This window comes from Paenibacillus sp. FSL H8-0332, assembly GCF_037963835.1.
Taxonomy (GTDB): Bacteria; Bacillota; Bacilli; order Paenibacillales; family Paenibacillaceae; genus Paenibacillus_AQ; species Paenibacillus_AQ rhizoplanae.
The window spans coordinates 1,700,701-1,722,415 of sequence record NZ_CP150145.1; the positions used below are offsets into that span (position 1 = coordinate 1,700,701).

The following is a 21,715-nucleotide window of genomic DNA, read 5'->3' on the forward strand; positions in this document are numbered from 1 at the left end:
ATAATTGAGGGGCTCCTATTACAGCAGTCATTGACAGCAGAAAGCGGTGAATTCATGGAAGTCATCAAAATCTCTCCCCGGGGGTATTGCTATGGCGTCGTCGATGCTATGGTAATGGCACGGCAGGCTGCGCAGAATCTTGATTTGCCCCGGCCGATTTATATACTGGGCATGATTGTGCACAACAGCCATGTCACGAACTCCTTCGAGGATGACGGAATCATTACGCTGGACGGGCATAACCGTCTGGATATTCTAGATAAAGTAGATAAGGGAACAGTCATCTTCACAGCGCACGGCGTATCGCCCGAGGTCCGTAAGATGGCACGCGCCAAAGGGCTGACTACGGTAGATGCTACCTGCCCTGATGTGACGAAGACGCATGACCTCATTAAGGAGAAGGTTGATGAGGGCTGCGAAATTATCTATATCGGCAAGAAAGGCCATCCGGAGCCGGAAGGTGCGGTGGGAATTGCGCCGGAGCATGTCCATCTGATCGAAAAGGAAGAGGATATTGCCGGGCTCTCTATCCCTTCCTCACGGATTGTCATTACAAACCAGACTACAATGAGCCAGTGGGATATCAAGCATATTATGCGCAAGCTGCTGGAGACCTTCCCCGGCGCCGAGGTTCATAATGAGATTTGTATGGCTACGCAGGTGCGGCAGGAGGCTGTCGCTGAGCAGGCGGGCCAGTGCGAGCTGGTTATTGTGGTGGGTGATCCGCGCAGCAATAACTCTAACCGCTTGGCACAAGTATCAGAGGAGATCGCCGGAGTTACCGCTTACCGGATCGCTGACGTCTCCGAGCTGAATACGGAGTGGCTGAAGGGAATTACCAAGGTAGGTGTGACTTCCGGCGCTTCTACGCCGACACCGATCACCAAGGAAGTCATTAATTATCTGGAGCAGTATGACGAAGCGAAGCCGGAGACTTGGGAGATCACGCGCACGGTTAATATGGCGAAGCTCCTGCCGCCGGTGAAGAAAAAGACAGCGAGCACCAACTGACAGTTCGGAATAACAAGGAATTCATACGATTCAATCGGCAGTGCGGCCTGAGAGGGCTGTGCTGCTTTTTTTCGAAATATAAGAATGTATATGTTGCACAAGATACTTATCCTTCTATTTCTCGCTGAAACGGTACCGTCCTTTAAAAGGACGGCAAAGCCGTTTCTACTTGTTTTGCCACCTGGAATTCACGCGAAGCGGGGGAATAGTGGTTGACTGAAAGGGAAATATGCGGTAAAATCACTTTAGTGCTTAAAAGCGTACACGCGTCGTAGCGAGATAGTGAATTAGAGAATCAGTAGTGTGTCGGACTATCTAACAACACCAATACAGGTCCAAAAGGGGAGCTATAATATGATCGTTATTACATCCAACCAAACACCTCAGGAACAGGTGAATGAGATTATTGCCGTGATTGAGAAGGAAGGCTTGCAGGTCCACCTCTCAGTAGGGGCTGACCATACCGTAATCGGACTGGTCGGGGGCGTCACTCCGAAGCTTGCCGAGCATCTGCGCCAGATGAAGGGCGTGGAGAACGTGGTGAAGATTACCAAATCCTACAAGCTCGCAAGCCGCGACTTCCATCCGGAGGATACGGTTATCGATATCCGCGGAGTGAAGATCGGCGGGGAGAACATGGTTATTATGGGCGGCCCTTGTGCTGTGGAATCTCCGGAGCAGATCGATGAGATTGCCCGGCTGGTCAAGGCTTCCGGCGGCCAGGTGCTGCGCGGAGGTGCCTTCAAGCCGCGTACCGGACCTTACAGCTTCCAGGGAGTTGGCGTGGAAGGGCTGACGATGATGGCGGAAGCCGGCAAACGTCACGGCCTGCTGACCATTACTGAGGTCATGACGCCGGAATATGTGGATATCTGTGCCGAGCACGCGGATATTCTGCAGGTAGGTACACGCAACATGCAGAACTTTGATCTGCTGCGCAAGCTGGGGACCTGCGGCCGTCCTGTGCTACTGAAGCGCGGGTTCAGTGCGACCTATGATGAGCTGCTGAATGCGGCAGAATACATTCTCGCCGGGGGCAACCGGGATGTCATGCTATGCGAGCGCGGCATCCGTACCTTCGAGACTTACACGCGCAACACACTGGATCTGTCGGCCATTCCTGTGCTGCAGAATCTCAGCCACCTGCCTGTAATCTCTGACCCGAGCCACGGCACCGGACGCCGTGAACTGGTAGCCCCTATGGCCAAGGCCTCAGTTGCTGCCGGCGCCAACGGTCTGATTATCGAGATGCATACCGACCCTGATAACTCCATGACCGGCGACGGCGTGCAGTCCCTGTTCCCTGAACAGTTTGACAGCCTGCTGCGCGATCTGGAGAAGCTGGCACCGCTGGTAGGCCGCAAGTTCTCTCCTTCTCTGGAGGCTGCGCCTGTAGTGTGATTTTCAACGTATAATGACTAATGAACAGCTCTCTTCTCCCCGTTCCAGGGCGGAGGATGGGGGCTGTTTTTGCTGCACCTGGGACAAAGGTGACATGGAATCCGTATGAATTTGCTATTTTCACCAAAGCGTCAGAATATCTTACATTGTCGCAAGAAATACCTGACATAAGCATTGACGATGTTAGGTATGCGTTTTATAATGACGACAGCAAAAAAATAAAAACAAGAACATTTGATACGATGAGCGGCCTAATGTTCGGAATCTGGGGAGGAATTAAGCATGTCGGTTGAAAAAGTATTGCAGACGATCAAGGAAAACAATATCGAGTGGGTGGATTTCCGGTTTGTAGATTTGGGTGGACGTGCTCACCACATCTCTTTGCCCGCATCCGCAGTTGAAGAAGAAACCTTTGTAAATGGAGTAGCATTCGATGGTTCTTCCATTACAGGCTTCCGGGGGATTGAAGAGTCGGATATGGTAATGATGCCTGATCCAAGCACCACTTACATTGACCCGTTCACTGCTCACCCGACGCTGAACATTATGTGCGACATCTTCACGCCGGATGGCGAACGTTATGAGCGCGACCCGCGCGGTATCGCAGTGAAGGCTGAAGAATTCCTGCAATCCAGCGGTGTAGGTACAGCAGCATTCTTCGCACCTGAATCCGAGTTCTTCATCTTCGACGATGTACGTTACGAGAGCGGAATGAATACTTCCTCCTTCTACGTAGATTCCGAGGAAGCAGCATGGAACACTGGCCGCAAGGAAGAAGGCGGCAACATGGCATTCAAGGTTGGCGTGAAGGGCGGATACGTGCCTGTAGCTCCAGTGGATTCCCAGCAGGATATCCGCAGTGAAATGTGCCGTCTGCTTGGTGAAGCTGGCCTCGAAATCGAGCGTCACCACCACGAAGTAGCAACAGCAGGCCAAGCGGAGATCAACTTCCGTTTTGACACCTTGAAGAAAACAGCTGATAACCTCCTCACATACAAATACATTGTGCAGAACACTGCACGCCAATACGGCAAGGTAGCGACCTTCATGCCAAAACCGCTGTTCGGCGATAACGGTAGCGGAATGCACGTTCACCAATCGATTTTCAACGGCGATGCTCCATTGTTCTACGAAAAAGGCGCATATGCCAACCTGAGTGAAATGGCGCTGCATTACATCGGCGGTATCCTGTATCATGCTCCTGCATTGATCGCGCTGACGAACCCAAGCACCAACTCCTTCAAACGTCTGGTTCCTGGCTATGAAGCACCGGTCAACCTGGTCTATTCCAAGGGTAACCGTTCCGCTGCTGTCCGTATCCCGGTTGCTGCTGTGACACCTAAGGGCTGTCGCATCGAATTCCGTACACCGGACTCCACGGCTAACCCATATCTGGCCTTCTCCGCTATGTTGATGGCAGGTCTGGACGGAATTAAGAAGAAGATCAACCCTGAAGAAATGGGCTACGGTCCGCTGGACAAGAACATCTACGAATTGTCTGATGCAGACAAAGAGAAGATCCGCAGCGTTCCAGCTTCCCTGGACGAAGCTCTGGATGCACTGGAGGCTGACTTCGAGTTCCTGACAGAGGGCGGCGTATTCACCAAGGACTTCATCGATAACTATATCGCCCTGAAGCGTTCCGAAGCTCAAGCCGTTGCCATCCGCGTTCATCCGCATGAATACTCCCTGTACTTCGACGTATAAGATAAGCTGGTCTAGTGTGAATATAGCTGGATAGAGAGGCCCCTGGAATCATTGATTCCGGGGGCTTTTTGCGTGTTTGCGTGTAAAGAGCATTAGTCCTCCTGAATTCGGCGAATGTGTGCTAGTTGAGCAAATGTGGAACCCCGTTCTCATGGGTTACAAATAGCTTAATATTGTGTTTTCGTAAAGTTTCGTTATTTAAATAGTATTAATGTAATAAAGTTACAATTTAATGTGGCGTTCTGAGTTTTTGAGTATTAACTTTGCACATCAATCTCTGCTCATAAGTCACAAATAACGCTTTACAAAGGGAAATAACGGTGTGATAATGGAACCGAAACCGATTTCGGAAAGCGGATTCGGGTTATGCAATTATGTGCTCGTGTGGTCATGTTATCAACGCAAACAAGAAGAGATCTGCTGTTAGGGAACAGGGAGGATGAATGGATTGAAAGAACAAACCAATGGATCAAAAGCAGGCTGGAGCTTCACCGGGAATAACGGGGACTTTCGGCTGGAGCAGCCGGACCGGAGCAGTTTTTTATATTTTCCGCTAGTTAATGAAGGGGGCATGATGTCCTCAGTCAGTCCTAAGCTGCATGGTCAAGCCGCTTCAGGCCATAATACCTTTCTGACACCGCCCATCTCGGTGGAGGATCTGCATAATTCCCGCGCCTCGCGCAATTTCTGGGTGTACATTGAAGGTAAGGGAGCCTGGTCGGCTGCGGGCAATTCCGCACGGCAGAATGCGGCGTTCTATGACGAAGCAGCAGATGAATCCTTGCTGGAAGCAGGACTTCTGTGGCATCGGGTGACGCGGGAGAGTAGTGACCTGGGGCTAAGGGCGCAGATCACAAGCTTCGTACCCTGCGGCAACGACAAGGTTGAGCTAATGAAGGTGGTACTTACAAACAGTGGTACAGAGGCGCTTACGCTGACACCTACTGCGGCTATTCCGCTGTATGCACGTTCTGCGGATGATCTGCGCGATCACCGGCATGTCACCTCGCTGCTGAACCGGATCTATACTTCGGATTATGGTGTAGAGGTACAGCCTGCCCTGTCCTTCGACGAACGCGGCCACCGGGTGAATCATACTTCGTACGGGGTATTCGGGGCTGGCGAGGGCGGTACGCTGCCAACAGGATTATTCCCGGTGCAGGAGGAATTCATCGGCGAGGGTGGAAGCTTGGACTGGCCGGAAGCCGTTGTGAACAATCTGGCTCCGCCGATTGGGAAAGGCGGCGAAGCAGCTAAGGAAGGATACGAGGCACTGGGAGGCCTGCGGTTCGCCGCGATCACTCTGGAACCAGGTCAGAGTCATTCTTATGTCATAGCGATGGCTATTGACAATGATAGAATCGATGTGCAGGCGCTGATGGCCAAATATGGCTCGGTTGCGGCTTTTGATACATTGCTTGAAGAGAATAAGCATTTCTGGGCGGATAAAGTCAATACGGTAGAATTCCATACAGGAGATCATGCCGCCGACGAATGGATGAAATGGGTCACGCTGCAGCCGGTTCTGCGCAGATTATACGGTAACTCGTTCCTGCCTTACCACGATTACGGCAGAGGGGGACGCGGCTGGCGCGATCTCTGGCAGGATTGTCTGGCTCTATTGATTATGGAGCCTGCGGATGTACGCAGCCTGCTCCTGAACAACTACGCCGGAGTCCGAATAGACGGCAGCAATGCGACGATCATCGGTCAGCAGCCGGGCGAATTCATTGCGGACCGCAACAATATTCCACGGGTCTGGATGGACCATGGTGCGTGGCCGTTCCTGACTACCATGCTCTATCTGGATCAGAGCGGGGATCTGGACTTCCTGCTGCAGGAGCAGACCTACTTCCGCGATAGCTTCATGAACCGCTGTAAGGACCGCGATGCCTCCTGGGAACCGGGTACTGGAAGCAGTCTGCGGACAACTGCGGGCGAAGTCTATTCAGGTACTATTCTAGAGCATATCCTGCTGCAGAATCTGGTTCCCTTCTTCAATGTGGGTGAGCATAACAACATCCTGCTGGAAGGAGCGGACTGGAATGACGGCCTCGATATGGCTGCACAGCGGGGCGAAAGTGTCACCTTCACTGCCTTCTATGCCAGCAATCTGCTCGATCTGTCCAAGCTGCTGATTACCCTGAAGGACCGGACTGGCGGAGATACGCTGGAGCTGGCTGAAGAGATGGTGCTGCTGCTCGATTCACTGGGGCAAGCGGTCAACTATGAATCTATCTCTGCCAAGCATGAGCAGCTCAGCCGCTACTATGCTGCTGCACCGAACAAGGTGAGCGGGGAGAAAACCGTCCTGAAGCTTGACGAGGTTGCAGCAGATCTCGCCCGTAAAGCAGAATGGATCTTCGATCACCTGCGCCGCAATGAATGGGTAGAGAGCGGACACGGTGACGGCTGGTTCAACGGCTATTATAATAATGACGGGGAACGGGTAGAGGGTGAAGGTGCCTCAGGCACACGGATGACGCTTACCGGACAGGTCTTCCCGCTCCTGGGCCACGCGGCTGCTCCAGAGCAGATTCCTGCGATCATCTCTGCCGTAGAGCGCAATCTGTACGATGAGAAGATCGGCTACCGGCTGAACAGTAACTTTGGCGGTATTCAGCAGAATCTGGGCCGTGCTTTCGGGTTCGCCTTCGGACACAAGGAGAACGGGGCCATGTTCAGCCACATGACCGTTATGTACGGAAATGCGCTGTATAAGCGCGGATATGTCAAAGAAGGCCGCAAGGTGCTGGACTCACTGTATCGCCTGAGTGCGAACTTCGAGGTCAGCCGGATGTATCCCGGTATCCCGGAATATATCAACGAGCAGGGCAGAGGAATGTATACGTATCTGACAGGCTCGGCAAGCTGGCTGCTGCTGACCATGGTCACTGAAGTATTTGGCGTCAAAGGCAAGCTCGGCGACCTGCTGCTGCAGCCGAAGCTGGTAAATGAACAGTTTGACGGCGATAAGAGCGCCGCTATCAAGACTATCTTTGCCGGACGCGAGCTGAAAGTCGTCTATACGGCCTCAGGAAGCACGGAGTATGGAGAGTATCAAATACACGCAGCCCGCTTGAACGGAGCTGAGGTAACGCTTCAGCGCGTCTCAGAGGGCGTTGTGATTCCACGCAGCCTGCTGACAGGCCTGCCTGAAGGAGAAATTCATCTGCTGGAGGTAGAACTGGCCTAAGCCGGAGCTGCTGAATACTATCGCCTGCTCTGCCGGTCTGTGCAGAGCAGGCGTTTCAATATCCAAATATACCGTATAGAATGGGCCTGGTAATGCTATGATAGGATGTGCTGCGTCCATTTAAGGACAGAAAGGAAAGAGATTAATGACACGTATACTATCTAATGGAGTACTGACAGTAGAGATTGCTGAGGTGGGAGCCTACGGGGGCACCCGTTTTGACTGGACCGGATTTATTACAGGAGTGACGCTGGAGCAGGGCGGGCATACCTTTTGCGTTCCGGAAAGTCTGGTGCCAGGACAGGGTACGGGAGGGATAGGCCTCTGCAATGAGTTTGGCATTTCCCGGGCAATTGGCTATGAGGATGCTGCCGCCGGGGAATGGTTTCCCAAATTCGGTATCGGGCTGCTGCAGAAGCAAAGTGATGAGCCTTATTCATTCGTAGGGAAGTATCCGCTAAAACCGTTTCCGGTCACTGAAGAGTGGAGCGGACAATCGGTTACATACACTGTGCAGCCGCTGGAATGCCGGGGCTACAGCATGCGGCTGGTCAAGACGTTGAAGCTGGAAGGGAACCGGCTGGACATTTCTTACATGGTAGAGAATACAGGGACCGAAGCGCTGCGGATTGAAGAGTATATTCATAATTTTGTCGGCATTGATGGGGCGCTTGTAGGGACGGATTATGAGCTTAGGCTGCCGGGAACGCCGCAGATCGTAGCCCCGGAATCCGCTTATACGGAGAATTTGCTCAGCGTAGACGGGAATAGCCTGACATGGGCAGGGGAAGCGGACCGCCAATTCTATTGCAGACTCGAAGGCTGGGAGCAGGAAGAGGCGGATTATTACTGGGAGCTGATCCATAAGCCGAGCGGAGCCTGTATCAGAGAGAGCGGAGATTTTGCCGCCGAGCGGATCGCACTGTGGGGAGACAAGCATGTGATTTCGCCCGAAGTTTTTGCCGACATCACTATTTTACCGCGTCACAGCAAGGGGTGGAGCCGCAGCTACCTGTTTTCGGTCTCCTGAATGCGGTCTAGATTCCCTCATATGTGAATAATTATACTTGCTGGTGTTTATCGTTATCTGCTATCATAGCGATATCCATATTCATAGGAGAGAAAGGGTGGGAGTTATTTTGAGCAAGAGAGCCTACAATTTTAATGCCGGTCCGGCCGCATTGCCGCTGGCAGTATTGGAACGTGCACAGGCGGAGTTCGTTGAATTCCGGGAGAGCGGAATGTCCATTATGGAGATGTCGCACCGTGGGGCGATATACGAATCCGTGCATAATGAAGCTCAGGAACGCCTGCTTTCGCTCCTCGGCAATCCGCAGGGCTACAAGGTATTGTTCATCCAGGGCGGGGCAAGCACACAGTTCGCTATGGTTCCAATGAATTTTATCTCAGAAGGCCAGGTCGGCAGCTATGTTATGACAGGAAGCTGGGCAGACAAAGCCCTGAAGGAAGCCAAGCTGACAGGCGGCGGGCATGTAGCTGCTTCCTCGGCAGACAAGAAATTCCTGGCCATTCCTGAGCTTAGCAGCATCAAGGCTGCGGACAATGCAGCTTATCTGCATGTCACCTCAAATGAAACGATTGAAGGTACGCAGTATGCACAGTATCCTGATGCCGGTAACATTCCGCTGATTGCCGATATGTCCAGTGATATTCTGAGCCGCGATTTCGATGTGAACCAATTCGGCCTGATTTATGCTGGTGCGCAGAAGAATCTCGGACCCTCAGGCGTCACCGTAGTGATTGCCAAGGAAGAGCTGATCGCAAGTTCTCCGGCGAATATTCCGACGATTCTGCGGTATGATACTCATTACAAGAATAACTCTCTCTACAATACGCCGCCATCCTTCTCTGTATATATGGTTAATGAAGTGTTAAAATGGATTGAGGAACAGGGCGGGCTTGCCGGCACTGAAGCCAAGAACCGTGACAAAGCAGGTCTCCTATATGATTATATCGACGGCAGCGACGGCTTCTACCGCGGAGTTGCGGAAGAAGGCAGCCGTTCCATCATGAATGTAACGTTCCGGATGCCATCGGAGGAGCTGGAGAAGCAGTTCATCAAAGCTTCCGAAGCAGAAGGCTTTGTCGGCCTCAAGGGACACCGCAGCGTAGGCGGCTTACGGGCTTCGATCTACAACGCGGTTCCACATGAGAGCGTTAAGGCACTGGCTGATTTCATGAAGCATTTCCGGCAAACTCAAGGGTAATGAAAGAACGTTCCTGACCTTCCGCCTGGCAGCGGAAGGTTTCTTCTTGCCCGCAGCATCAAGAATACATCACAGGGCCAAGGAAGGAACTGCGGGTACTTACTCCGCCGCAGTCTTTAAGACCCTACAGAGAGGAAGCGTCCATATTATGGCATTACACATTGTGCTGGTGGAACCGGAAATTCCGGCGAATACCGGCAATATCGCCCGCACCTGCGCGGCAACAGGAACCCATCTCCATCTCGTACACCCGCTGGGCTTCCGCACAGACGATGCTACGCTGAAGCGTGCCGGACTCGATTATTGGCATGCGGTGAATATTGAATACCACAATTCCTTCAGTGAAGTGCTTGAGAAGTATCAGGAAGGCCGTTTCTTCTATGCAACCACCAAGGCCAAGAAACGTTATAGCGATTTCAGTTTCCGCGATGGAGACTTCTTCGTGTTCGGTAAAGAAACCAAAGGATTACCGGCAGAGATTCTGGAGGTTGGACAAGAAACGGCGATGCGGATGCCGATGAGCGAGGCGGTAAGATCGCTGAATTTATCCAATTCGGCAGCGATTGTGGTCTACGAAGCGCTCCGGCAGCTCGATTTCCCACAACTTTTCTAAAAGTTGACATCATTTTTTATTTTTTTCAGCAGGATTCGACATTTTAGTAACGAAATAGTTGAATAGTGCCGAAGAAAGTAATAGGGTACGTGAACTTAGATGTCTGAAATGGCACTACTAATCATAAGTTGAACAGGAGAGTGTAAGTTAGATATGAAACCTGCTGGCGTTGTACGTAAAGTAGATCAGCTGGGTAGAATTGTTCTGCCTAAGTCTCTGCGTAAAAGGTATCAAATGAATGAAGGTGACCCTGTTGAGATTCTGGTTCAGGGCGACCACATTATTCTGGAGCGTTACCGTCCGAAGTGTGTCTTCTGTGGATCTGTCGAAGGCGTAAGCGAATATAAAGACCGTTATATTTGTTCAAGCTGTCTTTCCGAAATGACCCAATTGCCAAGACACGCGTAAAAGCGTAGACCGCATCAATTATCTACATAGGGTAAAACGCCACAGCGGCGTCCTATAACATGGATGCTGGTTGGACTCGGCTTCGGTGAATAGTGAACAATACAAAAAGAGCGCCGCACATCAGTGCGGTGCTCCTTTTTGTGGTATGCATCCGGCGGTTCATTCGCGGGGGGCGGGTTACAGGCCCTTAGTCTTGTCGTCGTTGTAGGAAGAAGTAAGAATACCAGCCATAAAAAGTACGAATACCAGGGTCACGATCCAAAAAGTCAGGGAGAACGACATGCAAGGCACCTCCATTATTGACGATCTTCGTTATCCTGAGTATACCTTGTTAATCTGTAAAAATAAATGAAAATGTGATATTTAGCATTGACGGTTATACTCGGAATTACTTGAAGAACAGAAAGTTCGTCGGGACGCGGCGCAGATTGCCGTCGGAAGGCTTGTTAATGACCTTGCCGCGGAAAATCATGGACGATGAGCCGCCACCGTCCAGGTTATAAGCATCAATGACGCCGAGGTTGTACAGCTTGTCTTGAAGCTCGGCCAGTGTAGCACCGGAGTTGCCGTTCTCGTTATATCCGTCAGCGACCAGAATCAGCAGCTGATTATCCTTGTAGTTGCCGATAATGGTCCGCGGTGCCCGCTTCGGGGCCAGCTGCCATTTCAGCGGGATGGCTGTCTTGCTCTGATTCTTCAGCAGAACGGGGACGAAGGTTGCCCCGAATACCGGCTCCAGCTGATCCAGCTGGGTGCGGCTGGTGAACTTGCCGCCGATCAGCTGGCCGGACTTGTTCAGGCCGACGAAGCTGAGGTCCTTGTAGCTGGGTTCGAAGCCGTACAGATACTCTCCGCCGACGACGGTGGTTGAGAGCGGATAACGCTTGCCGTTCTGATCGGCGAATCCTCCGGCATTAATACCGGCTGAGGCGCCGTAGCGGTTCACGGCCTGCATGGTGGTCTCGGAAGCGCCTGTGCCGTCACCGGCCAGGCTCATCTTCATGGCTGACGAATCCTTCAGCTTAATCTTCATGGCGTATGCTGTATAGTTGCCGGGGTTCAGCCGGTATAATTCAATGGTAATCCGGTCACTGCTGATCACATCGGCGGGAATGCCGAGCCGGGAGCTAATCCGGCGGTTGTAGATCCGCTCGGGCCGGGAGGTCTGTGCTGCTGCTGTGCTGACCAGTGCGTTCATAGCGTTCGTAGTCTGCTTGTAGAGCTGTGCGCTGGTGCCGATGGAGTCTATGGTGTAAGAGGCATAGCTTTTGGCTACAGCCAGATCCTGCTTCAATTGGGCGGTTTCATTCACGGGTCCGGGAACAGCTGCGAAGGGTGCAGTATTCAGCTTAAGCTCAAGCGGCGGCTGATACAGCCACAGACAGAGCAGCAGTCCGAATAACGGAGCGGTCAGAAGCATGAAGAACCGGTTCACTCTTTTGACAGGTGTCATCATTTGAGCAGATCCATCTCTTTCTTGAGCGTATCGAGCTGTTTCTTGACTTCGCTTAATTGCGTGTACAGCTTGTTGCTATTGTCAGTCTTGTTGCTGGCATTATCCTTGGTGAAGGTCAGCAGCTCATTGAATGTCTGCACGGTGCTCTGAAGCTCCTTCACTTGTTCTGACAGGACGGCAATCTTGGACTCGTAATCGGTCTTCAAAACGGTAAGCTGCTGCTGGCTTTGAGATCCAAGCTCGCTTAGCACCTGATCTTTCAGATGATTGCTGTAGCTGTACACGGCATAAACGCCGATTGCGATCATCAGAATCCAGAACAGTAGAAACCATTTTACGGACGAGCCGCTTCTCTCTGCGCTCCGGCGAGAGTGTACCCGGGTCGATTCCGCTAGCGGTTGCATTTCATCACCTCAAGCCATATTTTTTCAAGTCCTCATTCTATCAGACTTTCAGCTTTTTCGCAAAAATGAAAGAGCCGCGCAGAAACGACAAAAAGTAATTGCATCCTGTTAAACTACTGCGATACAATTTCTATAGATTGGAATATCTGATGGACGTATTCAAGGTAAAAGTAGGAAGATTAGACTTAGACAGCATAGATCCTTGCTTGCGTGTTGACAGGAAACGCTTACAGCGCTTTCCATTCTGGAAAATTATATAGATAGCAGGAGGTCTGGGCATTAATGACGAAGGTCTGGCAGGTGGTCATCGTGGGGTGTCATCCCACAAGTATGCTGGGAACAAAATTAATTCTGGAAGATGAGGAGGGACTGACGGTAGACGGCATGTTCGCTACCTGGGAAGAATGTCTCGCGGGCATGGAGGAATTAAGGCCTGATCTGGTGCTGAGTGATTATCAGATGCATGATGGAACCGTAGAGCAGGTGCTGCCGGAAATGAAAAAAAGCTCACCGTGTTCTCACATTATTATCATGACGGAAGAGAACGATAAGGAAATATTCCTGCCCCTGATTGAACTGGGAGCGAGCGGGGTATTGTCGAAGGGAGCCACTCCGGGTCAGCTTCTGCAGATGATCCGCGGTATCCGCGAAGGGTTCCTCTCCATTCCGCTGGAGTGGATCGAAAAGGGCTTCCGTCCAGTAGCCTCCTCCAGAGGACTGGAAGGTGTCTTGCAGCTAACACAGACGGAGATGTTCATCATGGAACGCATTGTGCAAGGAATTACATACGACAAAATCGCACTTGAAATTGAAGTCAGCCGCCGTTCAATCGATAACTACCTGCGCAAGATTTATGTGAAGCTGGAAGTATCGACAAGAGCGCAGGCGATTGAGAAGTTCGCGCTTTTCTCAAGACAGAACAAGCAAATCTACGCATAATCCCTGTATTACGACATAATGGCGTCAGGACTGGAATATTCTTAAACCAGATAAAGGGGGGAAGCGTATGAAGTATGAGTTTTCTTCGCGCGCACATACATTGTTATCTTCACCGCTGCTGAGTATCCGTAAGGAGACACGCCGGGGTACGCTAATCTCGCTGGCAGAGGAGCTCCCGGCAGAAGAATTATTTCCGCTGTCATTGCTGTCTGAGGCGGCATCTACCGTTATCTCCACAGATGCAAGTGCGCTGCAATACGGGGAGCCTGAGGGGTATGGCCCGCTCCGCGAATGGCTGACCGGAGATTGGCTCCGCAGCAAAGGCGTGGCGGTAGCCGAAGGCGGAGTGCTGCTGACAACGGGCAGTCAACAGGCCATCGATCTGCTGTCCAGGGTGTATATTGATCCCGGGGATCATGTGCTGGTTGAGAATCCGACGTCTCCCGGTATTCTGCAGGCGCTGAGGATGCAGGGAGCCGTTATTATTCCGGTGCAGGGTGATAAGGATGGCCTGCTGCCGGATCATCTGCGCAGCATGATCCGGCAGTACAGGCCCAAGATGCTGTTCGCCGCGCCGAGCTTCACCAATCCCAGCGGAGTGCTCTGGAGCCTGGCGCGGCGTCATGAGATTCTGGAGCTGTGTATCTCCCATAATGTGCTGATTGTGGAGGATGATTCTTATGGCGATCTGCACTTCCAGCGGAGTGAAGGACATCCTTCCAGGCGGTATCCAACCCTCTACGCGCTGGAGAATGTCAGCGAGGGCGGGCATGTGCTATATATCGGCTCCTTCAGCAAGACTGTCGCGCCCGCGCTGCGGACGGGCTGGGCGGCGGGAAGCCGGGAGCTGATCGGTATGATGGCTGCCGCCAAGCAGATGGCTGACTGGCAGTCCAGCTCGCTGAATCAGCGGCTGCTGCATCATCTGCTGAGTGTATCGGCTTTTGATCTGCGCGAGCATATCGCCCTGCTGAACCGCGAATACAATACCCGCCTGAAGCTGATGGCGGAGCTGCTGAAGCGTCCGGCCTGGAAGAGCAGCGTGTACGATATGCCGGTGGGTGGCATGTTCCTCTGGGTATCGCTGCCCGAAGGCTTGGATGCGATGGCTCTGCTGCGCGCCGCTCTGGCGAAGGGTGTCGCCTTCCTGCCCGGGCCGCTGTGCAGTGTAAGCGGAGGCACTGACCGCATCCGCCTGAACTTCAGCCATCCCGGCCGGGATGAGCTGTTGCTCGGAATGAACCTGATGAGTGAAGCTGTCACTGAGTTCACGGCCCGTAGTTAAGGGTCCGGGTGCGAGCGAACGAACCCCTAAATAGAAGCAGGATGACCGCTGGGCCTGGATGGCTGGCGGTCATCCTTTTTTGTGCAGTCCTCCGCAGGGATTACGATGTGTAATACGTCTAAGATAACAAGTGAATATATTCACATGTACTAAGCAGGAAATACATATCTAAGGAGTTGCAGGAGATGGAGAATGTACTGGAGTGCAGCAATGTAACCAAAAGGTATGGAAGGAAGACAGCGCTGGACGGTCTTAATCTGACCATTCCCGCCGGGAGAATCGTAGGGCTGCTTGGACCGAACGGGGCGGGGAAGACGACGCTGATGAAGCTGATTGTCTCTTTGCTCAGGGATTATAAGGGGACTCTTACGGTCAGCGGGATGCGGCCCGGCCTGGACACCAAAAAAATCGTCTCTTACCTGCCCGACCGCGAGTTCCTGTACCCGTGGATGACGATTGAAGAGAGCATTGCTTTTTTTGACCACTCGTTTACCGATTTTCAGCGGGAGAAGGCGTACAGCATGATTGAAGCCTTGGGACTGAATCTGCAGGACAAGGTGAAATCCTTATCCAAAGGGATGCAGGAGAGGGTTAGCCTCTCGCTGGTGTTTGCGCGCAAAGCCCGGCTATTCGTTCTGGACGAGCCGCTGGCGGCGGTGGACCCTTCCACGAGGGATAAGATCATAGGCATCATCCTGGATAATTTCGATCCGGACAGCTCCATCCTGATCAGTACGCATCTGATTCACGATGTCGAGAGTCTGTTTACGGATGTGGTGTTTGTGAACGATGGCAAAGTGCTGCTGCAGGGAAGGGTGGAGGAGCTGCGGCGGGAACACGGTATGCCGATTGAGGATTTATTCAAACGTCTGATTTGAGCTACTTTACAAAAGGGGAGAACATCATGGTTTATTTACATCAATTCAAGCTTGAATGCCGGAAGCATTTTGCCATCTTTGCCATCTTCACTGTCTTAAGCGGTCTGGCTAACCTGTATTTTCTGTTTAATCACGGACAGGATATCGCCTTCGTCTTCCTGCTGGTAAATATGGTAATAGGCATACTGCTGCCGGTCTATATCTATATGGATTATTACAGGGAATTCTTCACAGGGACGATGCCGATTAACCATATGCTGCCGCTCCGAACCTCCGCTCTGTTCGGTGTGAAGTCCGCTGTATTTATGCTGGGGCTTACGGCGGTCTGGTCCACCACACTGCTGGATGTGTTCCTGAATCCCGAGGGGCTGTACCATCAGCGGATCGCACATTCCACAAGTCCCGCGCTGGGCGTTACCTACTTCATACTCTCCAAGCTGTGCAGCCTTCCGGCAGGCCTGGCGCTGATCGGTCTGGCCCTTGCGGCTGCCAAAAGATTCCGTAAGCCGGCGCTAAGCCACCTCTGCATTGCTGCCCTCATCGTCCTCATAACCGGTATCCAGTTTGCTTTGGTGATCCGGGGAAGCGAGCATTTCAGCTTCGGCTCCTCTGCGGCGGACAGCTTCAAGCAATATGCGAATCTGCTTACCGTGAACCCGGCGGGGCAGGAGCAGCCGTCCAACATTAACGAGACCATTAACTGGCTGTCCGTTGGCATGAACCTGCTGGTGGCGCTGCTTGCCGGAGCGATGGGCAGTGCGCTGCTGAACGGGCGCAAATATGAGCTGCACGGGAAGTGAGTGGGGAGTGTGTAGGGAGTGAGCGGGGAGTGTGGTTGGGGGTGAGCGGGCTTTTGGAGTTGTCGCGCCGCAGCTTTGCAGCGATACTGTGTGCGGAACAACCTGCGCCGGATCATCCGTGGGCCGTCTGCAGGAGCTTACAGTTGTAGCTTTTTTGGGGCGCGGGTGGATGGGGAATAGTCCAGGTCGGGCCATCCTGGTGACCGTTCCCAACCTAACGTAATAGCAGTTGGAAAAAGGATACTTAATTATGCTGAAATCCTGAAATTCAGGAGTTTAGTTGGAAAAAGTACATCTACTCGCCCGGGATACGCTAATGGGGCTCAGAATCACAGAAAATAAATGCTATTTATCAGACTGTTGAAAAAGTCTTTATTTCACACGACACCGCGTTAATCTGGTATAATATAGGTAACTTTATTTGGAAAGCGCGGTGTCTTATGTTAAACGAAAAGGATCATGGAGATAGAGGGAAATATCAAATGGAGCTTGTTTGTTTAGACCAATTGGTCCCTCCCGATCACCTCCTTCGCTTGATCGAAAAACATGTGGATTTTTCGTTCATCACCGAAAAGGTACGCCCCCTTTACAGCGAATTCCAAGGGCGACCCTCGATTCCTCCCATCCGTTTATTCAAAATGATGCTGATTGGCTACCTCTTTAACATCGGCTCTGAACGGATTCTGGAGAAAGACATTGGTGTGAACCTGGCCTACCGCTGGTTTTTGGGCCTGGGTCTCAGCGACCGCGTTCCGGACCACTCCACGATTAGTTCCAATCGCAATGGACGATTCAAGGGAACGACCGTCTTTCAGGATATTTTCGACGAAGTGGTACGGCTTGCGATCTCTCACCACATGATTGCGGGACGGCTTCTTATCACCGATTCGACGCATATCCAGGCCAATGCCAATAACAATCGTTACACGCAACAAATCACAAGCGCGTCGCCTCAGGCCTATCTGCAGGAATTGGACCAGGCCGTTCAAGAAAGCCGGGAGGCTCATGGAAAAAAGCCCCTGGCTCCTCTACGTAAAAGAGCGGCAGAGGAGCAACCGAAAAAGGAAAAGGTGAGTCTGACCGATCCCGAGAGCGGCTACATGAGCAGGAATAACAAACCGGAAGGGTTCTTTTACCTGGACCACCGGACGGTGGACCACAAATACAATATGATTACCGATGTGTATGTGACGCCAGGCAATGTCAATGATTCCACGGTATATATGGAACGTTTGAACCGGCAACTGGAGACCTTTGATTTTGGCGACACGCTGGAGGCCATCGCCTTGGATTCAGGCTACATGGTCCCCCATATTTGCAAGCAAACGATCTCATGGATGACGGTCATTGCCGAGCGTAAACCCCCTAGCAAGCCTGGCTTTTATACGAAAGAAGACTTCACATATGATGCGCAAAAAGATGTATATGTCTGTCCCTTAGGGCAAGAACTCACGTACCGAACGACAAACCGTAATGGTTATGATGAGTATATCTCGCCCAAGAAGCACTGCAGGAGCTGCCCAACATTGACACAATGTACTGAAAACCAAAAGCACGAGCGTTTGATTCAGCGGCATGTATGGGAGGACTTTAAAGAAAAAGTGCGGCAAAACAAGAAAAGTCAGGAAGGCGAAAAGATCTACAAGTACCGCGCTCAAACCATTGAGCGTAGCTTTGCTGATGCCAAAAACCTCCATGGGTACCGTCGATGCCGGATGCGAGGCAAAGCCAAGGCACAGGAGCAGGCGTTGATGACGGCTATTACGCAGAATCTGAAGAAAATAGCCCGGCATTTAGCCAAAAAGGAGGCCTACGTTTTGCATTTGGATCTGACAAACGATAGATCTTCTGATTTTACCTATTATTTAGGAATTCCCAGGAAGGTAGCAGCTTGAAAATCGGCTTTTTCAACAGTCTGTATTTATCCAACTAATCTTTTTGGACCGGATAAACCAGTGAATTTAAGTGCCTAAATTCCACCTGCTGTTGGGCAGGTGGAACGGGTACGCGATTCGCCTGTAGGGATATGGCGCTGGAAGTGAGCGTGGCTGGGCGTATTATAGGCGCATCCGCCAGAAGCAGCACTGGTAAGCTAGGCAGCACGCCTGGTACGCAGCCAGTTTGGCACCCCAGGCGGGGGTTGTAGCTAGCTCAAGCGTTGCTGCCCGGGCCCAGCGGAAGGCGTCGCTTAGATGGATAGACGGCGCAGTTGGCGCCGGGCGAATCCCGGAGCGGCTTTCCCGGTTGGGGCCGGGCGAATCCCGTGAGAGCGGTTCCTCCGGGAGTGGCTGAAAAGGATAGGACGGCGGCGCGGTTAGCGCCGGGCGAATCCCGTCAGGCGCTCCCCCGGGCGCGCCGCCTACAGCTTGGCGGCGCTGATCTCCGCGACCCGGGCATACTCGATCAGCGCTGCCCTTCCGGCGGCCGTGAGCGTGTAGCGGCCGCGACCCACCCGGAAGAACCACGAATAGTAGTTCTTCTGCAGGATCGCGGCGGCGCCGGGCACGCCGCTCCGCTTACGCAGCGCGGCGGGCGTTATGCCGCGCGGTGCCTCCGCCCGGCTGAGCGCAGCCGCCGGGCCCGCACCCGCAGCGGCATCCCCCGCCGCTGCTACCGTCCCCGCGGCCGCCGTCTCCCCGGCGGCCAGGGCAGTGCCCGGCGCGCCGCTTAGCGCCGCGCGCCCCCTGCCGAGGCCGGCCGCATCAGCGGCTTCGGCCTCCAGGGCCTGCAGCGCGAGGGCGACGCGCAGCGCCTTCTCGCGGTAGGCGGTCACGAGCTTCACGCGCGTGCTGCCGCCGGTGTTGTAGTCCCCGCTGCGCTCGCGGAACTCGTAGAGCAGACGCTCGCGGCGGCGCACGGCGCTGCGGGCCTGCGGCGGCGCCTCGCCCGGCTCCACGAGCACCTCGACGAGCGGGGCCTTCGTCTTGTAGAAGACGACGGTGATCAGCCCGAGGCCCAGGCGGCGGCACAGCCCGCTGAGCTCGCCCCAGCGCTGGTTGACCGCGCCTTTCTTCTCCCTGACGCGTTCTACCGCGAGGTAGACGTTAGGGCTGAGCCGCAGCCGTTCAATCCCCTGCAGCAGCAGGGCGAGATTGAACGATTTTTTCATCTCCACAATGAGCGGCTGGGCCTCGTCCTCCCGGATACCGACCAGATCGCAGGTACGCACCTCGCCCTTGATCTCATAGCCCTGCCGTTCAAAAAATCCCTTCAAAGGAGCATACAGCTCCGTTTCCTGCTTGATCGCCATTGGTTGTCACTCCTGCCCTGGATTGCAGCGTAATTATAATAGAGAATTCATGATTCTCTATTATAGCACAGCAAAAAAGAGGTCAACTATTCCGGGCTCGCCGCATAGGTATGTAATACACTTTCTAAGCTTGGTGGAGCAAGTAGGAGCGCAAGAGGAGGCAGCGAGCCATGGATATTTTTGAGCGTATAGCTTCGTATCGGGCTGAGAACGACCGTTTGGCGTGGAGCGGCACTTTCAAGGACTATATAGAACTGCTGAGACTAGACCCCTCTCCCGCAAAAACGGCTCATTCCCGCGTATACGACATGATCAAGTCACACGGCGTCGAGGACATCAACGGACGTAAACGGTATAAGTTTTTTGAACAGGAGATCTTTGGACTGGATCGTGCGGTGGAGAAGCTGGTGGAAGAATACTTCCATTCCGCAGCCCGAAGGCTGGATGTGCGCAAACGGATCTTGCTCCTGATGGGTCCGGTCAGTGGAGGGAAGTCAACGCTGGTAACGCTGCTGAAGCGCGGCCTGGAGCAATATTCGCGTACGGATGCGGGTGCGGTGTATGCGATTGAGGGCTGCCCGATGCATGAGGACCCGCTGCATTTGATTCCGCTGGAGCTGCGTCCGGAGATTGAGCGGGAACTTGGCGTACGGGTTGAAGGCAATCTATGCCCGTCCTGCCAGATGCGGCTGAAGAATGAGTACCACGGGGACATTGAACAGGTTGGCGTGGTCCGGGTGCTGTTGTCGGAAGAGGAGCGGGTGGGGATTGGTACATTCAGCCCTTCCGACCCGAAGTCGCAGGATATCGCTGACCTGACGGGGAGCATCGACTTCTCAACCATTACCGAATTCGGCTCGGAGTCCGATCCGCGCGCTTACCGCTTCGACGGGGAGCTGAACAAGGCCAACCGCGGCCTGATGGAATTCCAGGAAATGCTGAAATGCGATGAGAAGTTCCTGTGGAACCTGCTGTCCTTGACCCAAGAGGGCAACTTCAAGGCCGGGCGGTTCGCGCTAATCAGTGCTGATGAACTCATCGTGGCCCATACGAATGAGACAGAATATAAGTCCTTCATCTCCAATAAAAAGAACGAAGCGCTCCAGTCCCGCATGATCGTCATGCCGGTTCCCTATAATCTGCGGGTCTCGGAAGAGGAGAAAATCTACGCCAAGCTCATCGGCCAGAGTGATATGAAGCATGTGCATATTGCCCCTCATGCGCTGCGCGCGGCAGCGATCTTCTCGATCCTGACCCGGCTCAAGGAGAGCAAGAAGCAGGGCATGGATCTGATCAAGAAGCTGCGCATGTACGACGGCGAAGAGGTTGAGGGCTATAAGGAAGCGGACCTGAAGGAAATGCAGACCGAATACCTGGATGAAGGTATGTCCGGCATCGACCCGCGTTATGTCATCAACCGGATCTCCAGCGCCCTGATCAAAGGCGATCTGCAGTGCATGAACGCGCTGGATGTGCTGCGGGCGATCAAGGACGGTCTGGATCAGCATCCTTCGATTACGAAGGAGGAACGCGAGCGTTATCTGAATTTTATTTCCATTGCCCGCAAGGAATACGATATTCTCGCCAAAAGCGAAGTGCAAAAGGCCTTCGTCTACTCTTTTGAAGAATCCGCCAAAACGCTGTTCGAGAATTATCTCGACAATATTGAAGCCTTCTGCAACTGGTCCAAAATCCGCGACCCGCTTACCGATGAAGAGATGGAGCCGGATGAGCGGCTGATGCGCTCCATTGAAGAGCAGATCGGTATTTCGGAGAATGCGAAGAAGGCCTTCCGCGAGGAGATACTGATCCGCATTTCGTCCTATTCCCGCAAGGGCAAGAAGTTCGAGTACAACAATCACGACCGGCTGCGGGAAGCCATCGAGAAGAAGCTGTTCACGGATCTCAAGGATATTGTCAAAATCACCACTTCCTCCAAGACACCGGATGAAAGCCAGCTCAAACGGATCAACGAAGTCAGCCGCCGCCTGATTGATGAGCATAACTACTGCCCGATCTGCGCCAATGAGCTGCTGAAATATGTCGGAAGCCTGCTGAACCGCTGACACAGCTCCACTTAGACATACGGGTTCTGCAAAAAAGGGAATATCCCAGGCCATCATGATGGCTTAAGGATAT

17 protein-coding genes and 1 pseudogene are annotated in these 21,715 nt (G+C 53.0%); 15 read left to right on the forward strand and 3 right to left on the reverse strand.

What is annotated here, in order from left to right; translation table 11 throughout:
- Window positions 1-54 precede the first annotated feature (54 nt).
- From NST43_RS07300 to NST43_RS07340, 9 genes are all read left to right on the forward strand, one after another.
- Window positions 55-1,011, forward strand: a complete 957-nt coding sequence (locus NST43_RS07300) for a 4-hydroxy-3-methylbut-2-enyl diphosphate reductase (RefSeq protein WP_209991512.1) — start codon at window positions 55-57, stop codon at window positions 1,009-1,011.
- A gap of 354 nt (window positions 1,012-1,365) precedes the next feature.
- Window positions 1,366-2,412 (forward strand): 3-deoxy-7-phosphoheptulonate synthase, encoded by a 1,047-nt coding sequence (aroF, locus tag NST43_RS07305; RefSeq protein WP_209991419.1) that lies wholly within the window; start codon window positions 1,366-1,368, stop codon window positions 2,410-2,412.
- Between the two features lie 89 nt (window positions 2,413-2,501).
- Window positions 2,502-2,705, forward strand: coding sequence for a hypothetical protein (locus NST43_RS07310; protein WP_339223444.1), 204 nt, complete (start codon window positions 2,502-2,504; stop codon window positions 2,703-2,705).
- Window positions 2,695-4,119 (forward strand): type I glutamate--ammonia ligase, encoded by a 1,425-nt coding sequence (gene glnA, locus NST43_RS07315; protein WP_209991417.1) that lies wholly within the window; start codon window positions 2,695-2,697, stop codon window positions 4,117-4,119. Before NST43_RS07310 ends, glnA begins: the two co-directional genes overlap by 11 nt.
- Window positions 4,120-4,567: 448 nt before the next feature.
- Window positions 4,568-7,315, forward strand: coding sequence for a cellobiose phosphorylase (locus NST43_RS07320; RefSeq protein WP_339223446.1), 2,748 nt, complete (start codon window positions 4,568-4,570; stop codon window positions 7,313-7,315).
- 145 nt (window positions 7,316-7,460) lie between these two features.
- Window positions 7,461-8,345: a hypothetical protein gene (locus tag NST43_RS07325; protein ID WP_339223448.1), complete on the forward strand. Its 885-nt coding sequence runs from the start codon at window positions 7,461-7,463 to the stop codon at window positions 8,343-8,345.
- Window positions 8,346-8,451: 106 nt separating this feature from the next.
- Window positions 8,452-9,543 (forward strand): 3-phosphoserine/phosphohydroxythreonine transaminase, encoded by a 1,092-nt coding sequence (serC, locus tag NST43_RS07330; RefSeq protein WP_339225363.1) that lies wholly within the window; start codon window positions 8,452-8,454, stop codon window positions 9,541-9,543.
- 148 nt (window positions 9,544-9,691) lie between these two features.
- Window positions 9,692-10,156, forward strand: coding sequence for a tRNA (uridine(34)/cytosine(34)/5-carboxymethylaminomethyluridine(34)-2'-O)-methyltransferase TrmL (trmL, locus tag NST43_RS07335; protein WP_339223450.1), 465 nt, complete (start codon window positions 9,692-9,694; stop codon window positions 10,154-10,156).
- Between the two features lie 153 nt (window positions 10,157-10,309).
- On the forward strand, window positions 10,310-10,564 hold the full coding sequence (locus NST43_RS07340) for an AbrB/MazE/SpoVT family DNA-binding domain-containing protein (RefSeq protein WP_209991413.1): 255 nt from the start codon (window positions 10,310-10,312) through the stop codon (window positions 10,562-10,564).
- A gap of 388 nt (window positions 10,565-10,952) precedes the next feature.
- Here NST43_RS07340 and NST43_RS07345 read toward each other — a convergent pair whose 3' ends face one another.
- On the reverse strand, window positions 10,953-12,020 hold the full coding sequence (locus NST43_RS07345) for a phosphodiester glycosidase family protein (protein ID WP_339223453.1): 1,068 nt from the start codon (window positions 12,018-12,020) through the stop codon (window positions 10,953-10,955).
- The gene (locus NST43_RS07350) at window positions 12,017-12,424 is read right to left on the reverse strand and encodes a hypothetical protein (RefSeq protein ID WP_209991411.1); all 408 of its coding nucleotides are present in this window, start codon (window positions 12,422-12,424) and stop codon (window positions 12,017-12,019) included. Before NST43_RS07350 ends, NST43_RS07345 begins: the two co-directional genes overlap by 4 nt.
- A gap of 282 nt (window positions 12,425-12,706) precedes the next feature.
- Here NST43_RS07350 and NST43_RS07355 point away from each other — a divergent pair, with 282 nt between their 5' ends.
- The 5 genes and pseudogenes from NST43_RS07355 to NST43_RS07375 form a co-directional block, all read left to right on the forward strand.
- Window positions 12,707-13,363, forward strand: coding sequence for a response regulator transcription factor (locus NST43_RS07355; protein ID WP_339223455.1), 657 nt, complete (start codon window positions 12,707-12,709; stop codon window positions 13,361-13,363).
- A 67-nt stretch (window positions 13,364-13,430) separates the two neighbouring features.
- Window positions 13,431-14,648 (forward strand): PLP-dependent aminotransferase family protein, encoded by a 1,218-nt coding sequence (locus tag NST43_RS07360; protein WP_209991409.1) that lies wholly within the window; start codon window positions 13,431-13,433, stop codon window positions 14,646-14,648.
- Between the two features lie 185 nt (window positions 14,649-14,833).
- On the forward strand, window positions 14,834-15,526 hold the full coding sequence (locus NST43_RS07365; protein ID WP_339223457.1) for an ABC transporter ATP-binding protein: 693 nt from the start codon (window positions 14,834-14,836) through the stop codon (window positions 15,524-15,526).
- Window positions 15,527-15,552: 26 nt separating this feature from the next.
- Entirely contained in the window at window positions 15,553-16,326 is a 774-nt protein-coding gene (locus tag NST43_RS07370) for a hypothetical protein (RefSeq protein WP_339223459.1), read from the forward strand.
- A gap of 440 nt (window positions 16,327-16,766) precedes the next feature.
- A pseudogene (locus NST43_RS07375) lies at window positions 16,767-18,131 on the forward strand (IS1182 family transposase); the annotation flags it as partial.
- 554 nt (window positions 18,132-18,685) lie between these two features.
- Here NST43_RS07375 and NST43_RS07380 read toward each other — a convergent pair.
- Window positions 18,686-19,576 carry a DUF2161 family putative PD-(D/E)XK-type phosphodiesterase gene (locus tag NST43_RS07380; protein ID WP_339223461.1) on the reverse strand — a complete coding sequence of 297 codons (891 nt, stop codon included), beginning with the start codon at window positions 19,574-19,576 and terminating at the stop codon, window positions 18,686-18,688.
- 170 nt (window positions 19,577-19,746) lie between these two features.
- On the opposite strand from NST43_RS07380, the gene NST43_RS07385 reads away from it, so the two are divergent.
- Window positions 19,747-21,642 carry a PrkA family serine protein kinase gene (locus tag NST43_RS07385; RefSeq protein ID WP_209991405.1) on the forward strand — a complete coding sequence of 632 codons (1,896 nt, stop codon included), beginning with the start codon at window positions 19,747-19,749 and terminating at the stop codon, window positions 21,640-21,642.
- Window positions 21,643-21,715: the final 73 nt, after the last annotated feature.

Bases quoted from the DNA above. Each gene is read 5' to 3' on its own strand.
- NST43_RS07300 (WP_209991512.1), top strand. From the start codon at position 55: ATGGAAGTCATCAAAATCTCTCCCCGGGGGTATTGCTATGGCGTCGTC.
- aroF (WP_209991419.1), top strand. From the start codon at position 1,366: ATGATCGTTATTACATCCAACCAAACACCTCAGGAACAGGTGAATGAG.
- glnA (WP_209991417.1), top strand. From the start codon at position 2,695: ATGTCGGTTGAAAAAGTATTGCAGACGATCAAGGAAAACAATATCGAG.
- NST43_RS07325 (WP_339223448.1), top strand. From the start codon at position 7,461: ATGACACGTATACTATCTAATGGAGTACTGACAGTAGAGATTGCTGAG.
- trmL (WP_339223450.1), top strand. From the start codon at position 9,692: ATGGCATTACACATTGTGCTGGTGGAACCGGAAATTCCGGCGAATACC.
- NST43_RS07340 (WP_209991413.1), top strand. From the start codon at position 10,310: ATGAAACCTGCTGGCGTTGTACGTAAAGTAGATCAGCTGGGTAGAATT.
- NST43_RS07345 (WP_339223453.1), bottom strand. From the start codon at position 12,020: ATGATGACACCTGTCAAAAGAGTGAACCGGTTCTTCATGCTTCTGACC.
- NST43_RS07350 (WP_209991411.1), bottom strand. From the start codon at position 12,424: ATGCAACCGCTAGCGGAATCGACCCGGGTACACTCTCGCCGGAGCGCA.
- NST43_RS07355 (WP_339223455.1), top strand. From the start codon at position 12,707: ATGACGAAGGTCTGGCAGGTGGTCATCGTGGGGTGTCATCCCACAAGT.
- NST43_RS07360 (WP_209991409.1), top strand. From the start codon at position 13,431: ATGAAGTATGAGTTTTCTTCGCGCGCACATACATTGTTATCTTCACCG.
- NST43_RS07365 (WP_339223457.1), top strand. From the start codon at position 14,834: ATGGAGAATGTACTGGAGTGCAGCAATGTAACCAAAAGGTATGGAAGG.
- NST43_RS07370 (WP_339223459.1), top strand. From the start codon at position 15,553: ATGGTTTATTTACATCAATTCAAGCTTGAATGCCGGAAGCATTTTGCC.
- NST43_RS07380 (WP_339223461.1), bottom strand. From the start codon at position 19,576: ATGGCGATCAAGCAGGAAACGGAGCTGTATGCTCCTTTGAAGGGATTT.
- NST43_RS07385 (WP_209991405.1), top strand. From the start codon at position 19,747: ATGGATATTTTTGAGCGTATAGCTTCGTATCGGGCTGAGAACGACCGT.